The organism is Bradyrhizobium sp. LeoA1Lang (assembly GCF_055413685.1).
Genome location: NZ_JBVAPG010000182.1, coordinates 1 through 14,744 on the forward strand (window position 1 = coordinate 1; position 14,744 = coordinate 14,744).

At 61.1% G+C, this 14,744-nt stretch carries 14 protein-coding genes; 1 reads left to right on the forward strand and 13 read right to left on the reverse strand.

What is annotated here, in order from left to right; genetic code table 11:
- Positions 1-165: 165 nt before the first annotated feature.
- The 4 genes from ACZYOF_RS36680 to ACZYOF_RS36695 form a co-directional block, all read right to left on the reverse strand.
- Entirely contained in the window at positions 166-291 is a 126-nt protein-coding gene (locus ACZYOF_RS36680) for a hypothetical protein (RefSeq protein ID WP_463718818.1), read from the reverse strand.
- 274 nt (positions 292-565) lie between these two features.
- Complete coding sequence (locus tag ACZYOF_RS36685; RefSeq protein ID WP_394569151.1) at positions 566-898, reverse strand: integrase core domain-containing protein; 333 nt, start codon at positions 896-898, stop codon at positions 566-568.
- A 181-nt stretch (positions 899-1,079) separates the two neighbouring features.
- Positions 1,080-2,771 (reverse strand): methyl-accepting chemotaxis protein, encoded by a 1,692-nt coding sequence (locus ACZYOF_RS36690; protein WP_130577890.1) that lies wholly within the window; start codon positions 2,769-2,771, stop codon positions 1,080-1,082.
- Positions 2,772-3,054: 283 nt separating this feature from the next.
- The gene (locus ACZYOF_RS36695; RefSeq protein WP_130577887.1) at positions 3,055-4,029 is read right to left on the reverse strand and encodes a LysR family transcriptional regulator; all 975 of its coding nucleotides are present in this window, start codon (positions 4,027-4,029) and stop codon (positions 3,055-3,057) included.
- A 38-nt stretch (positions 4,030-4,067) separates the two neighbouring features.
- Between ACZYOF_RS36695 and ACZYOF_RS36700 the strand changes: the two genes are divergently transcribed.
- The gene (locus ACZYOF_RS36700) at positions 4,068-5,300 is read left to right on the forward strand and encodes an NAD(P)-dependent oxidoreductase (protein ID WP_463718819.1); all 1,233 of its coding nucleotides are present in this window, start codon (positions 4,068-4,070) and stop codon (positions 5,298-5,300) included.
- A 404-nt stretch (positions 5,301-5,704) separates the two neighbouring features.
- On the opposite strand, the gene ACZYOF_RS36705 is transcribed toward ACZYOF_RS36700, so the two are convergent.
- The 9 genes from ACZYOF_RS36705 to mdcA all read right to left on the reverse strand — a co-directional run bounded on the left by ACZYOF_RS36705 (position 5,705) and on the right by mdcA (position 14,506).
- On the reverse strand, positions 5,705-6,985 hold the full coding sequence (locus ACZYOF_RS36705) for an MFS transporter (RefSeq protein ID WP_463718820.1): 1,281 nt from the start codon (positions 6,983-6,985) through the stop codon (positions 5,705-5,707).
- Between the two features lie 145 nt (positions 6,986-7,130).
- Entirely contained in the window at positions 7,131-8,078 is a 948-nt protein-coding gene (locus ACZYOF_RS36710) for an AEC family transporter (RefSeq protein WP_463718821.1), read from the reverse strand.
- A 147-nt stretch (positions 8,079-8,225) separates the two neighbouring features.
- Complete coding sequence (mdcH, locus tag ACZYOF_RS36715) at positions 8,226-9,161, reverse strand: malonate decarboxylase subunit epsilon (RefSeq protein ID WP_463718822.1); 936 nt, start codon at positions 9,159-9,161, stop codon at positions 8,226-8,228.
- Positions 9,162-9,172: 11 nt separating this feature from the next.
- The gene (locus tag ACZYOF_RS36720; protein ID WP_463718823.1) at positions 9,173-9,835 is read right to left on the reverse strand and encodes a malonate decarboxylase holo-ACP synthase; all 663 of its coding nucleotides are present in this window, start codon (positions 9,833-9,835) and stop codon (positions 9,173-9,175) included.
- 91 nt (positions 9,836-9,926) lie between these two features.
- Entirely contained in the window at positions 9,927-10,751 is an 825-nt protein-coding gene (gene mdcE, locus ACZYOF_RS36725; RefSeq protein WP_463718824.1) for a biotin-independent malonate decarboxylase subunit gamma, read from the reverse strand.
- Positions 10,748-11,620 carry a biotin-independent malonate decarboxylase subunit beta gene (gene mdcD, locus ACZYOF_RS36730; RefSeq protein WP_130577881.1) on the reverse strand — a complete coding sequence of 291 codons (873 nt, stop codon included), beginning with the start codon at positions 11,618-11,620 and terminating at the stop codon, positions 10,748-10,750. Before mdcD ends, mdcE begins: the two co-directional genes overlap by 4 nt.
- Complete coding sequence (locus tag ACZYOF_RS36735; protein WP_130577880.1) at positions 11,617-11,910, reverse strand: malonate decarboxylase subunit delta; 294 nt, start codon at positions 11,908-11,910, stop codon at positions 11,617-11,619. Before ACZYOF_RS36735 ends, mdcD begins: the two co-directional genes overlap by 4 nt.
- Positions 11,898-12,845, reverse strand: a complete 948-nt coding sequence (locus ACZYOF_RS36740) for a triphosphoribosyl-dephospho-CoA synthase (protein ID WP_463718825.1) — start codon at positions 12,843-12,845, stop codon at positions 11,898-11,900. Before ACZYOF_RS36740 ends, ACZYOF_RS36735 begins: the two co-directional genes overlap by 13 nt.
- A complete protein-coding gene (gene mdcA / locus ACZYOF_RS36745; protein ID WP_282527328.1) occupies positions 12,845-14,506 on the reverse strand; it encodes a malonate decarboxylase subunit alpha in 1,662 nt (553 codons plus the stop codon). The genes ACZYOF_RS36740 and mdcA overlap by 1 nt, the downstream gene beginning before the upstream one ends.
- Positions 14,507-14,744 lie beyond the last annotated feature (238 nt).

Below are 14,744 nucleotides of genomic sequence, written 5' to 3' on the forward strand. Positions count from 1 at the left end.
TGCGGCCCTTCAAGCTCACCACAATCCCATGACGATCAAGCCCGTTGCCCATGTCACAAGGGCCGCGTAACATTCATTCTGGCAACGTCGGCCCGACGTAGTTCAACACCGATCGGGACATCCCCTCTTGTCTGCCGGTTTTTGGTTGCACGACAGCGCTAGATGTCAAACCTCGCTTGCCCCGCCGCTTTCGCTTGCGCCGCCGTTGACTGACAAGGGTTCGGCACCATCGGCGACGACCAATGTTGGAACGCCATCGGCGACCGATGGCGTTTCGTCTACACCGGTCATCGGCGGGCTCCCGTCGTCGCCTAAACCAGCCGCCGACTACGATGGCTTTAGCGTCGGTATCGTCGACGACGGCGACACATCAGGCCAGACGACGCGACGGGCTAGGTCGCGCGCGGCAAGACAGTCCAAACTCAGTCAAGAGCCCAATAGTATCGCAGGGCTGCAATCGGTCGATCAAGCGGAAGACGACAAACTAAAGCGCAAGCTTACGATCTGCCGCGGCTGCAAGTAGCAGGTCGCCGACAACCCCCGGCCAAGCTTCGCCTTCGGGTACTCACGCCGCGATTTTCGCAGGCCAACCCGCGCAGGTCATCTGCCGCCTTGGACCCCGCGGCAAGCTGCCAGCATCGACTCGTGGGCGCTTCGACGATCGTCGACGATGCCGGCGCGCTCGGGCGTAGTGGTGATGAAGTCCGCCCAAGATGGCGCGTGAACTGATCACACCAGTCTGCTGAACCGGGCGGAAAACCGGCGCATCCTTGTTAAGGGATCGATGAGTTCTGACGCGGTTGTAGTAGTCCGCATACGATCGCAGGATTCGGCGCAGATGCGCCTCGCCTAAGACTATGATGTGGTCCACACACTCACGCCGGATCGATCCGATCAGCCGTTCAGCCGTTCAGCCGTTCAGCCGCCAGCTTAGGCGATTCCATCACGTCAGCAACTCGGATAAGGTTTCGGTACACACAGCTACTTCGAATTCGCGGAGACGATTCTCGTTACGCCGGCCTGACGGGCCGGCAGTTTGGAGGATGGCTAACTAACGCACTCTGCATCCGCTCCCTGATTTACGCAGACCGCACGGTATTGAGGAACTTGCCTACTTCGACCTTCAGCCGGTCGCTGTCGCGCGCCAGCGATCGCGCCGCCGAAAGCACCTCCGACGAGGCCGATCCTGTTTCGCTGGCCCCTTGTTGCACGTCGATGATGCTGGAACTGACCTGATGGGTGCCCATCGCCGCCTGTTGCAGGTTTCGCGAGATTTCCTGTGTCGCCGCACTTTGCTCTTCGACTGCGGAGGCGATCGTCGATGAAATCTCTGACATCCGCTCGATTGTTGCACCGATTTCCTTAATCGCGTCCACCGACTCCCTCGTCGCGACTTGGATCCCGGCGATCTGCTGGCCGATCTCGCCGGTGGCTTTCGCCGTTTGCTCCGCCAAAGCCTTCACTTCGGACGCAACAACGGCAAAGCCACGGCCGGCATCACCGGCCCGCGCCGCCTCGATCGTTGCGTTCAACGCCAACAGGTTGGTCTGCCCAGCGATGCTGCTGATCAATTCGACGACGGCACCGATCCGACCGGCCGCTTTGGCCAGTTCGTCAACGTTGGCGTTGGTCATGCGGGCTTGATCGACGGCCGCGCTGGCGATGCGGGCGGACTCCTGGACCTGGCGACCGATCTCGTTCACTGACGAGTTCATTTCTTCAGTCGCAGAGGCCACAGACTGCACATTGGCGGAGGCCTGCTCCGATGCTGTCGCCACCACCGCAGTCAACTGCTGCGCCCGTTCCGCTGTCGAGGTCAGGCTACCCGCGGAGCTCTCCAATTCCGTCGACGCCGACGACACCGTCTCGACGATCTCGCCTACGATCGTCTCGAATTCCCGAGTGATGCTATCGACACGCTGGCTACGTTGAATCTTGGCTTCGGCATCGGCCGCGGCAGCAGTGTCGCTGGCCTTCTTTTCGATCAGCGCTTGTTTGAACATCTGCAAGGTGTTTGCCATCTTGCCCATTTCGGTTTTCGCGCCATGATACGGCACTTCAGCGCTGAGATCGCCATGGGCAAGCGCCTGCATAGGGCCCACGATCGAGGCGATGCCGCTTGATACGCTGCGTACCAGGTAGACCGCGACGCTGATTCCTGCCGCGGCCGACGCAGCAAGAATGGTCGCGAGCAGAAGGAAGGCGAAATTGTAGTTGTCCTCAGCAGCGATACCCGCATCGTCCGCGCCCTTGTTATTCAGATCGACGTCGCGATCGAGGATGACGTCTGCTGCCTTCCCGACCGGATAGGCCTTGGTCTCGTTGAATTCGAACGCATCATGGGGAATTCTGCCAATGCTGTCGCGCGACAGAACCACGACTTGCTGGACCATTGCTTCGTAGCGTTCCCATTGCTGGACCCAGTCATTGTAGATGGCACGTTCTTCCGATGAACTGATAAGTGGCTCATAGCGCTGACGGATTTTCAGCAGGCTCTGCGACGCCTCCACCAGCCGCTTCTCCGCGGCTGTCTTGGCGGCCAGCGTTTCGGCCAGGATATGCAGACGGACGATCCCACGATATCCCGTGGCAATGCTGCGCAACTCGCCGAGCGTGCGCACGCTCGGTAACCAGAGGCGCTGGATCTCCGTCGTGTTGGCATTGATGGAGCGCATGCTTGCGACGGCAAGCAAGCCCATGCCCGTCATGGCAATCAGAAGAAAGAACACCACGATCGTGATCTTGGTACGGATGGATATCTGGGCAAGCATGAGGGCGTCCTTCGGGAGCGTGGTCAGGGCGCGAACGACCTTGTCAAGGAACCGAATCACGGAGCCGAGATAGAAAGTCATCGCTTGCCGACAACCGTTAGAGTGCCGAACTTGCACAAGGGTTAAGTGACGAGTTCGTGCCGGCAAAGGTCTGTTGCGCGTGGCGCAACGGTGATCATTCGCCGGATCGGCACGCTCTCGCGTCGTTGCACTTTCCAGGGCCGGCATTCGGTCGGCGTGGCGCCGATCGGGCTGCGATCGAGGCGGTCAAATCGGCCGCCACTCACCCAGATACTTCCGCGCCCGTTGGTCGCGAGCTATCCTCCATCGAAGGGCGATCCCAATAGGCTGGACTCGCGTAGCGCAGTGCCAGAAACGCGAGGAGAGCCTGAACCTTGGGAGAGACGATTTTCTTCGGCGGGTAGACGCCCCAGATCGCCGGCTCCGGGCCGCGTGCTGCGAACCAGTCCCAATCGCCCAACAGCGGGACAAGGCGCCCTGCCCGCAGATTTTCACCCACCAACCATGACGGCAACAGCGCCACGCCGAGCCCCGCCACGGCTGCGTCGTGCAGGACATCGGAACTGTTCGCGCGAACGTTTCCACTCACGGCAATCTCGTATAGTTCTGTCGATGCGTCACTGTGCCGCCGGAAGTACCAGCAATCGCCGGTTGCCGTCTTGGAAGCCAAACAATTGTGCTTGGCCAGGTCACCCGGCTGGGCGACCGAACCTTGATTCCGAAGATAGGCAGGACTAGCAACGACGACACGTCGATGCGCGGCGAGGCGCCGCGCCACCATGGTCGAATCCCTGAGCGCGCCAATTCGCACTGCGACGTCATCCCCGGACTCGATCATGTCGACCATCACATCGGTCAGCGTGGCATCAATGCGAATATCGGGATATTCGGCGATGAAATCCTTCATGTGCGGCATGACGTGCAACCGCCCGAACGTGGTTGACATGTTGATCCGCAACAGTCCTCGCGGTTTCCCGTTCAGCGACGTCGTCACGGCGCGAGCGTCCCCCACGGCGTTCAGGATATGCGTAGCCCGCTCGTAGAACACGGCACCGGCCTCGGTCAGGTGCAGACGGCGCGTCGACCGATTGAGCAGGGTCGCGGCGAGATCGTATTCTAGAGCCGCAACATGACGGGAAATCGTCGATACCTTCACGCCGAGGTCCATCGCGGCCAGCGAGAAGCTGCCGAGTTCGACTGTACGGGTGAAGGCGCGCATGGCCATGAGGTAGTCCATCGACGACGTATCCCGTTTTCCAGTCACGCAACAATCATTTGCCGCACGGGGGGTTTTCCACCCAGAAATCCAGTGTCATGCTGCGCTTAGATTCAATTTCCAGAGCGATATCCGCCATGGCCCGCGTACGCACAGATCGCAGATCGTCAGCCGCCATCGTCGCTACAGCGTCCCCTTCCACGCCATCGCCGCAACCAGCAAAGCCGGCTCGTCCACGCCTCGTTGGCGTCGTCGGACTCGGTCGAATGGGACGTGCTTTTGCTGAAAACCTCGGCGCCGCGGGCTATCCGATCATCGTGTGGGATGCGTTTCAGGCTCAAATCGATGCCGTGGTGCGACCGGGGATCATCGCGGCCGCGAACCTCGCCGATCTCGCAGATTGCGACGTTGTGATCACTTCGTTGCCCGACGACGACGCGCTGGCAAGCGTTGCGACCGGTCCGCAGGGTCTGCTCGATATGCTCGCGACCGGCGCCATCCACATCTCGATGAGCACGGTGAGCCCGCCCCTCTCCCGCCATCTGGCCGCGGCCCATGCGGCACGCAGCCAAAATTATGTTTCTGCTCCGATTCTCGGCAATCCGGACATGGCACATACGGGGGACGTGTTCATTCTCGCAGCGGGTCCCCATGCCGCTATCGATACTGTTCGCCCACTGCTCGAAGTTCTCGGCCAACGTCTCTTCGTCATCGGCGAAGAGGCTGCCGCCGCCAACCTCATGAAGCTCGCGGCTAATGTCTTGACCGCACTGACCATGCAAGGCGTGGCCGAAGTCCTCGCGCTGCTCCGCAAGGGCGGAATTGATCATCGCATCGCCTTCGACATCCTCACCAATTCGCTGTTCGACTCGCGCGTTCACCGAACCTATGGCGGCAAGATCGCCAATGAGCGGTACAGTCCGCCGGGCATGCCCGCGCCACTGGCAGTCAAGGACCTGCGGCTGGCGCTTGCCGAAGCCGAAAGACATAGCGCGCCGATGCCAGCGGCCAGCATGGTCCACGATCGCCTCGTCGCCATGGTCGCTCATGGCTGGACCAATCTCGATTGGTCCGCGCTTGGCCTGCTGGCGGCACGGGACGCCGGCCTGCCCGACATCATCCCGCCAGAAAGCGACACCGCCGCCCGAACAACGGAGCAGGCGGCGGTCCGCACCGACAAAATGTCCGCTTTGTCTGTGAGACTGATTGATCAAGTCTATCCTCCTTCTACGGCTGGCAAACGATCCGCGGACCCGGGCGAGGCAATCAATGCTGGCCACGTCACTCGCTGAACTCACCCATAATGAAAGCGACTTCCTCCCGGCTGGTCTCTCCGAAAAGTCGATCGCGGTAGTCGACAGCCGGCAGAGCCGAAGCCGACCGTGACAATGACAACATCGGCATCGGCCAGAGCGGACTGGTCAGTGGTGCCGCGCAGTGAAACATCGGCGCCCTCCACCGCGGCCGCGTGGGAAAGGTGGAAGCGCCTTGCCCGCCGGAGGTCCTGCGGTCACGTCGAGGAGCAGATGTCCCCAAGCCGCTGCAGCATCGTCAGATGGCCAAGGGTTTCTCCAATTCGCCCTGCTCCCGCCAACACAATCTTCGTGCGCGACATATCAATCCTTTCATGGAGACATCAGTCGACGTCGCCCTCTCCAACAATTCGCAGTGTGGCTGTTTTCACGGGTTCAGACGGTCAATCGATGAATTGCCGTTCCGGATGCATCGCCAGGCTTGTCACTGTTCCAGCCAGAAGCAGGCCGATCGAACACAGGAACGGCAGGTACCAACTGCCCGTGAGGTCGAGGATCAGGCCGAATGTCACCGACGACAAGATGCCGGCCAGCGCGAAGCCGATATTCATCATCGCGCTGGCTGTGCCGCCGTATTGCGGCGCGATGTCCATGGGGACTGCCCAGGCAGGAGCAATCACAAGCTCGAGGAAGAAGAAGCCTGCGGCCAGCACCATCGTGATCATCATCACGTCCTCAAGAAACATCATCGCTGTCAGGCACGCGGCGGAACCAAGCATGCCGACCCACAATACGGCCAACCTCGCGAGCTTCACGTTTCCCGTGCGTCGCTTGATGGCATCGCTCATCAGGCCGCCCACGGTATCGCCGACCACGCCGGCGAAGAACACGCCAGACGCAAACGCCGCAGATTTCTTCAGATCGAACCCGTGGCCGTCCAGGAAGAACGACGGCAGCCAGTTGAGATAGACCCACGCGGACCAGCCGTAGCAAAAGTAGGTGAAGGTCACCGGCGCCATACGCCACGCAAGGCGACGCCAAGGTACTCTGCGTGCCTTGGCGGGTGCCCGCTCCGGCAAATCTACAAGGTCTTCGGGGACAATCTTGGGATGATCGCGAGGGTCATCGCGATAGTAGTACGCCCAAAAGAAGACCCAAAGGACAGTCAACACACCCATGGCGGCGAACGATCCGCGCCATCCCCAGAGAATGACCAGCGCAGCCACGATCGGTGGCGTCACCGCGTTACCCAACCGGGAGAACGAATGGGTAATGCCCTGAACGAAACCGTAGCGGTCCTGCGGAATCCAGGCCTGCATGCCGCGCGTAGCAGATGGAAACATCACGCTCTCGCCAAAGCCGAGCAGCAAGCGACAAGCGAACAGGCCTACCAGGCCGGTTACCATGCTGGTCGCGAAGGTCGCCACAGCGGCGACGGTCACGCAGGCGATCAGAACAAGGCGGGCACCGAAACGATCTGCGAGCCAGCCGCCGAACACCATGAAAAGTACGTAGGGATAACTGAAGGCGGAAAACACCAAACCCATTTCGGCGTTCGAGATTCCGAACTCGTGCCGCATCAGGCTCGCCGTCGTACTGATGTTCACGCGATCGACATATGCCGAAAAGTACAGGACGCACAGCAGGAACAGTACAATACTCGGCGCAGAGAACAGCGACCTCGGCCATCGCTGCCGTTGAATAACCTCTTTTTCTTTTTTCACTTTCATTCCCCTGAGAGAGATTACTGAAGAGGCACTTGTCACAGCCCGAACCCGGGATGCATTGCCGCACCCCAGGTTCGGAGGACTATTTCACTCCGCCATCGACGTCAGCCTCACCATTTTCATTCCACCCCTGATCGAGCGATCAGATGATCTTGAATGTGAGAAGGATGAAGTACGTCGGGATGGTGAACAGTGCCAGGACAGTGGTCAGCGCGGTCATGACGGCGACGTAGTTGGCATCTGCCTTGTACGCCCGCGCTGCGATCGAGACCTGGGTCATCACGGGCATGGCCGATTCAATGATCAGGACGCTGCGCATGAAATCGGGGACATCGAAGATGTAGCAGACCCCGATCGTCACCGCAGGCGCTATCAGGAATCGTGCAGCAATCAAGATTCCCATGTCCGGGGTGATGCGAACGCTGCGTAGATTCGCCACATAGATCGCAATGCCGATGAACAACATCGCCAGTGGTGTTGTCATGCTGCCGAGGTAAGTCATCGTGCTGTTGGCAAATGTCGGCAGCTTCACGGAGAACAGTATGAGGAAGATGGCCACCACGGCGCCGATCAAGGGTGGCGACATAATGTTCTTGATCGTCTGCAAGCTGAACACGCGAGGCACAGCTACATCGGAATTCTCGGTGTTCTGGAGGCGAGCGAACTTCGGTCCATCGATGCTGAGGCCGTAGGCCCCGATCGTCCAGAACAGCAGCGACTGCACCAGATAATACATCACCGCGATCGGCAACGCCTTATCGCCGAACAGTGCAATGTTTACCGGAAATCCGATAAAGGCGCTGTTCGAGACGAAGAACATGGCTCGAAATACGCCGCGCCGATGCTCTGGAATGTTGATTATTCTCGAGACGATAATGCCGATGATCCAGAGAGCCAACATCGAGCACAGTGGCACGATGACGGCGACGCCGAGCTGTAGCAGGTCCTCCTTCTTGTAGGACTTCATCATACTGACGATCATGTAGAGTGGGATGGTGACCGTCATTGCGAACTTGGAAAATAGTTGCCCAATATCCTTATTGAACCACTTGATTTGGGTCAGATAGTAACCGAGCGTGATCATCAGCATGCAACTGATTACCCCACTTAGGGATTCAAAAATGGCCACATGAGTCTCCGTTGGGTGTGAGGATATTGAGAAACGGAAGGTCGGATATTTCGTTTTCCGCCGATCGATCTCGCCCAAGTCGATCGAATGGTCGGCGGCAGAAATGGGTCATTCGGCCGCCTCCATCGCTTCCCGGATTTGCCGAGCCGCGTTGTTGAAGGGCACAGCCGCCATGGCGATGGACGGAACTTGCGGGAACGCTTCCGTCGTCAGGTTCGACAGCACCTGACCAGGATTCATCTCGACGAACAGGGTCGTCCCCAGTTCGACAAGAACCTGCGTGGAATCGTGCCAGCGGACCGGATGCGCAATGTTGGTGGCGAAGTCCTCTCGAATGCGATCCAGCACGCGCGTCGGACGAGCCCTGCGATTGGTCATGTACTTGGTTTGCACCGTTCCGGGCTCGAGCGTCGGAAGCTGCTCGACTAGTACATCCGCGACTCCCTGCAGAAGCGGACAGTGGGACGGCACCGCGACGGAAAGGCGCTCCGCCTTCTTGCAACCGGCCTGGAGGGCGAGTTCGACGACACGGTCCACGCCCGGCAGCGCCCCGGCCACCACGATCTGGCGCGGCGCGTTGAGATTTCCGACATAGACAGGAAACGCTTCGGTCGTGGCCTTGGCCACCAGCGCAGACACCTGCTCCTCGTCGAGACCGACAACGGCGGCGAGGCCATAGCCTGTGGTGAACTGCGCCTCCATCAGACTCGCGCGTAGGTGAACGAGGCGAACACCGTCGGCGAAGGATAGCGCGCCGCACGTTGTCGCCGCCGCATAGGCCCCCACCGAAAGGCCGGCGACGGCGTCGGGAAATGCGCCCTCGGCCGCCAGCGCACGGGCCACGGCGACGCCGGCAACATAGATTGCCACCTGGGTCGATACCGTCGATGCCAGGGTCTTTTCTTCGTCGAGCTCGCGCACGTCTCTGCCCAGTACGCTGCTCGCCGCATCGAGCGTGGACGTCACGCTTGGATGATCGGGCAGTTCGTGAAGCATGCCTGCACGCTGGGATCCCTGGCCGGGAAACAGAAAGGCGATGGTCATGCGACTTCTCCCTATGCGTTTGACCACGGGTCGCGGACAAGCCGCGCGCCGCCGTCGCAAGTCTTCAATCGCCGCCGAAGCGACCGACCGTCGCAATATTCGCGCAGTGAAAAGCCGCCCTGCGGCGTCTCGACTTGAATGTCGGCAACGGCGTCGATGCCTGCGACCGCCTCCAGCAACAGATTGCCGTCTTGCTCCGACAGGTACGACGCAGCGTAGACGACAAGGTCGAGATCACTGGACGCGGTGGCGACCGGCACACCGGTTGCCAATTCAAAGCCAACGCTGCCGACCGGCCCCCAGGGCAGATCGAGATCTGCCCAAGCTGACATGACCGCGTAAAATCCCTCCAATGCCGGCATCGCGTCGCGGCGAGCCTGTGTTGGCTCCTGGCGCTGCGACAACAAATCTTCCGGCCTGATCCGTCTTGTAATAGAGCCGGAAGCCACCGCGCCGGCGAAGCGCTCGTCCCGTGCGCTGCCACGAACGCCGACCGGGATCAGACCCGGTGACACGCGGCCACGTCGCACCACCATGACCGGCTCTGCAGCGAGAGCGGTGGCGACCCAAGCCGGCGCCGGCGTCGGCGACGGCGCAATGAAGCTCCGCGGATCATCGATCCACACCAGATCATGCGGACGGAATTTGTACGGGGTGGCGATCTGTCGGGTCATGGTTCTCGCCGCGCGTGGCGGCTTTCCTGTCATCGCTCGCTTGAAGGTAGGTTGCGCTCGCCTCGCCTCTCGGAGACGAGCGCAGTTCTTGTCAGGAGGGGGCCCACTGCCGGGTCATGAGCTCGCGGACCTTGATAGAGCCCTTGCGGAACGCCTTGGCGCCGTCCGACTCGAGGCGGACGTCAAGCGTGCGCGAGGAGTTGCGCGCGTCTGCGATGGCCTCGATCAAGGAGTTCTTGACCTGCTCGACCGTCGCCTTCGCCGGGGTGTCGGGGTTGGCAACTTTGAGCAGCGAGTGAAGTCCGCCGAGCTTGTTGAAAGACCCGATGTCGTAGGCCATCGGAACAATCGTCTCACCCAGCTTGTCGAGTTCGGCGACACTGCGGCGCGTGATGCGGGCCGCAGCGTCCTTGTACATGGCGTGAATCAGAACCTCCGGATCGTCGAACGCGATCATCCGGTTGGCCTGGCCCGCCAGCGCCAGGAACGAGCCCGACACGCAGCGTCCAACGATCAGAGCGATCACCGGATGACCGGCAGTGCGGGCATCGGCATAGGCTGCAATGATGGCGGCTGCAGCAAGGTGGATGCCGAACAACTCCTCACGGCGGCCATAGGCCTGACTCTTGGAGTCGCAAACCGTGATGATCGGACGTTTCGGACCGTTCTTGTCCGCCTCGATGACGGCACGCAGATTCTTCGTGCCGTACCAACCTTCCTCAAGACCGACCTCCGTGTGGCCGGTCCGCGGGAAGCGCGCGTTGGCATCAGGCGCAACGCCGACGAAGACCGCTTTCTCGCTGCCGAGATTGGCCTCGGCAACCATGAGAGAACCGGGGTTGCCCTCGACCTTGCCGGTACTGCCGGTAAGGGCCTCGAACCACTTGCGCCCGCGATTGTTGAGAGGATTGGTCATTTCGCACCTGCCTTCCATGCATTCCGAATGTCTTCGCCCGTCCACTGCTTGGATGGATCCATCGACTTCAGGCGTTTGATGAAGAGGTCGTATTTGTCGGTTCGCAATTGCGCGGGCTGGCCCTTGCGGAACAGATCCTTGACGGCCTCGGTCACCGCGTTTGCATCGTCCTCAAGAAGGACGTCCGCAAAGTCGGTGGCGAAGCGCTGCGCGCCGCCATTGACGCTCCACACGAACGGCTTGTCGCTGGCCACGAACTCATCCTTGCCGGCTTCCAGTTCGATCACTTCGGGGCCGTTCATGCTGAGACGAGCCTGCCTCGTCATCACCACGTAGGAGGCGAGGCCGGCGGCGAGCGACATGCCGCCAAAGCAGCCGGTTGGTCCCGCGATGACGACGATCAGCGGCGTATGTTTGCGCAACGCCACCATCTCGCTGTAGATCTCGGCGATCACCAGTTCGCCCATGTTGGCTTCCTGAAGCCGCACGCCGCCGCTTTCGAGCGACAGCACCGCGCGGGTCGGGATGCCCTTCTCGTTGTCGAGGCGCGCCAGGCGGAAGGCCTCGGCCATTTTCATGCCGCAGACTTCGCCGATCGAGCCACCCTGGAATTTGCCTTCCATGGCGATGACGACGGCTGGCTGCCCATCGATCTTGCCCTTGGCTACGACGCAGCCGTCATCGGACTGCGTGACGATTCCCTGCATCGGGAGCCAGGGCGATTCCACCCGATCGAACGGACCCAGCAATTCGCGGTACGTGCCCTGATCGAGCAATTGCTGAGCCCGTGCCCGCGCGTTGAGCTCGATGTAGCTGCGACGAGTGCTCAATGCGACAACCTCGTCGGATAGTATTGGCGTGAAGGTCATGACTGGCTCTCCTCGACAGCCTGCTGAAGACGCAACGCCACCGTGCCGGGAGTGGCGCCAAAATCGTTAATCTCGATACTTGCGGCTTCCGGGTGCTGGCCGAGAAATCGCTCGAGGACGGCTTTCCAGGTGTCACCGAAGCCGGTGACGCTGGTCTGGATGGTGACGTGGGTGGCGTCGTCGATGGAAGGCTCCATCAGGATCTCGAGATCACCCGAGCCGACAACGCCGACATGGGCACGTCGCGCTTTCACCTTCGATGAAGGGAATTGAAAGTTCAGGATTTCCATTGCGAAAAAGCTCCTTTGTGGTCGATGTTGACAGGCGAGCCCGCCGACGTGTCGTTGAGGGAGTCCAGGAACAGAGTGGCGGCAAGCAGATCTCCGCTGCCTCCCGGAGAGGCGTTCAGCTCAAGCAGATCGATGTCTAGTTGACCCAGCGCATCGCTACCTGGCTGGGTCGATGTGCCGCCCAGTCGGAGGATTTCAGCCGCGCCGGTCTTGGCCGTTTCGAGGGCCTTGGGACCGCCGCGATGGAGCAGGCAGGTGTCGTCAAGCGTCGCCATGATCGACAGCAGAGCATCCAGTCTGGCGAAGGTCTCGGCGATACCGCGAGAGCGGGCCCGCCGCAGGGCTGGAAGACCGATGCTCACGACGTGCGGGAAGCCGCTCTGAGCTTCGCCGCGGGCACCGGGCACGCCATAGCGCTCGACCACCCGACTGCCGTTGGTCGCGCCGGTCGGCATTCGGCTATCGCTGAAGCGCGCGATGCCGCCAGCGATGGCTGCAATGTCCTCGGCATCGCCGGGCCGGGTGGACATCACCGCTCCCGCCACCAGCAAACCGAGGGACCAGATGGCACCCTTGTGTGTATTGACGCCACCCGTCGCTGCAAACATCGCAACTTCGCCCTCACGGCCGATTGCTGCGAGCTGCTCGCGAATCTGCCGGCCGACAACCGCCCCCCTTGCAGCCCGGGACATGTCCCGGAAGCAGGAATGGAGCGAGCGGGCCGACCGATGCATCACGTCGATGTCGAGATCGGCATGAGCGCCGGGTCCTCGACTGTCGACCAGCCCTGGCTTGGGCGTCAGGCTGGCTTCCGCGACCAGGGAATCGACGGCCAAGGTGGCAAGTTGCGTCGGGAAGACGCTGATCGGGACGGAGAAGGTCGATGCGACCTGGGCGTCTGCCTTCTCCGCGCGTCGGGCGGAAAGCGACCTCATCACCAGCTCCTGAAGCGTGCGGGGGGCTCGTAGAGACCGCCGGACCAGGTCACGAGATCCTTCATGCTGCGCGCTGCCAGCAGCGATCGGTTGGCATCGGAACGCCGCACGCCGAGATCCTCGGGGTAAGCGACCACGCCTTTCTCCCGCAGCCGCTTGACCTGCTTGGCATTGGACTTGAGGCCGACCTTGGTGACACCGGCGACGGCCGCGACAGCCGCGCGACGCTCTTCGAGGCCATCCGCCTTGTAGAGGTAGGCAATGCCCTCTTCGGTCGCGACGTGCGAGACGTCGTTGCCGTAGAGCATCACCGGCGCGATCGGCAGCTTGGCGTCCTTACCAACCTGGACCGCATCGAGCGTCTCAACGAACAGCGGCACGCCGCCGGCCTTGAACGTCTCGACCACCTGCACGCATAGCTTGCGGCCGCGCACGGTGGCATCGTCGGATGTGATCAATGACAGCCACGCCGGCGAGGGATGGCGACGGCCGCGCGCATCGCTACCGAGGTTGGGAGCGCCACCAAAGCCGGCGATGCGTCCCTTCGTGACCGTCGAGGAATTGCCCTCGGAGTCGATCTGCAGGGTCGAGCCCGCGAACAGGTCGACAGCGTAATGGCCGGCCAACTGGGCGAACACGCGATTCGACCGAAGGCTGCCATCCTGGCCAGTGAAGTAGATATCGGGGCGCGCCGCGACATACTTCTCCATACCGTCTTCATTGCCGAAGCTATGAACGCTCTCTACCCATCCGCTCTCGATCGCGGGGATCAGGGTCGGCTGCGGATTGAGAATCCAGTTGCGGCAGATTTTTCCCTTCAGGCCGAGCTTGCCACCATAGGTCGGCAGCAGCAGCTCGATCGACGCGGTGTCGAAACCGACGCCATGGTTGAGCGAGAGAACCTGATGGCGCTCATAGACGCCGCGAATCACCATCATCGCCGTGAGGATCTGCAGCTCCTTGATATCCTTGGGATCACGGGTCTGGATCGGCTCCTTGGCAAACGGGCGATCGGATTCAACGATCACGTCGATCCAGCCGCCGGGAATATCGATGCGTGGAAGCTTATCGACGATCTGGTTGACCTGGACGATGACGATGCCGTCGCGGAATGCAGCAGCTTCGACCATCGACGGTGTGTCTTCGGTATTGGCGCCAGTGTAGATATTGCCCTCATGATCGGCCATATCGGCGCAGACCAGCACCGCATTCGGAATCAAATCGACAAACAAGCGCGCTGAAAGCTCGACATAGGTGTTGATCGAATTCACCTTGATCTGCCCGTCTTCGAGCATCTGCGCGAGACGGAGGCTCTGCGGACCCGCAAAGCTGAAGTCGACCTCGCTGGCGATTCCCTGCTCGAATATCTCCATGTGATCGGGGCGTGCGATCGCCCAGATCACCGCCTTCAGATCGTGAACCTTTTTCGGGTTCACCTTGGCGAGCGAGCGCGACAGGAAGTCGGCCTGCTTTTGCACGCTCTCGATGACAACACGGTCGCCCGGAACCAGCAGGGTCTCCAGCGCCTCGACGATCTTCTTTTGCGGAAGGAATTTCCCGTTCATCCAAGGGCTCACGAGCGCCATTCGACGCTGCTTTCCCTCTCGGCGCGTTGACCAGTTATGAGCGGTATAAGCCGCTTTATATGTTGTGACATCCATCTTCGATCTCTCCAGCGGACGATTTCAATTCGTGAGCCCGACTTCGGAAGATCATCGAGCTACGCAACTGATGACGACGAGAGATTGCTGGATGATCGATCGCAGGTGAAATGTGAGCGTCACGAGAGGATCGCCGTGCCCGGCCTTGACTTGCGCGGAATGCTTTGGATTGCCCGATCGGGGTGATTGACGCTGCCGCTGGGCGATGATTGGGTGCTCCCCTCTGAAGGGACCTCTG

Bases quoted from the DNA above. Each gene is read 5' to 3' on its own strand.
- ACZYOF_RS36680 (WP_463718818.1), bottom strand. From the start codon at position 291: ATGACCGGTGTAGACGAAACGCCATCGGTCGCCGATGGCGTTCCAACA.
- ACZYOF_RS36690 (WP_130577890.1), bottom strand. From the start codon at position 2,771: ATGCTTGCCCAGATATCCATCCGTACCAAGATCACGATCGTGGTGTTC.
- ACZYOF_RS36695 (WP_130577887.1), bottom strand. From the start codon at position 4,029: ATGGACTACCTCATGGCCATGCGCGCCTTCACCCGTACAGTCGAACTC.
- ACZYOF_RS36710 (WP_463718821.1), bottom strand. From the start codon at position 8,078: ATGCTGATGATCACGCTCGGTTACTATCTGACCCAAATCAAGTGGTTC.
- mdcH (WP_463718822.1), bottom strand. From the start codon at position 9,161: ATGACCATCGCCTTTCTGTTTCCCGGCCAGGGATCCCAGCGTGCAGGC.
- ACZYOF_RS36720 (WP_463718823.1), bottom strand. From the start codon at position 9,835: ATGACCCGACAGATCGCCACCCCGTACAAATTCCGTCCGCATGATCTG.
- mdcE (WP_463718824.1), bottom strand. From the start codon at position 10,751: ATGACCAATCCTCTCAACAATCGCGGGCGCAAGTGGTTCGAGGCCCTT.
- mdcD (WP_130577881.1), bottom strand. From the start codon at position 11,620: ATGACCTTCACGCCAATACTATCCGACGAGGTTGTCGCATTGAGCACT.
- ACZYOF_RS36735 (WP_130577880.1), bottom strand. From the start codon at position 11,910: ATGGAAATCCTGAACTTTCAATTCCCTTCATCGAAGGTGAAAGCGCGA.
- ACZYOF_RS36740 (WP_463718825.1), bottom strand. From the start codon at position 12,845: ATGAGGTCGCTTTCCGCCCGACGCGCGGAGAAGGCAGACGCCCAGGTC.
- mdcA (WP_282527328.1), bottom strand. From the start codon at position 14,506: ATGGATGTCACAACATATAAAGCGGCTTATACCGCTCATAACTGGTCA.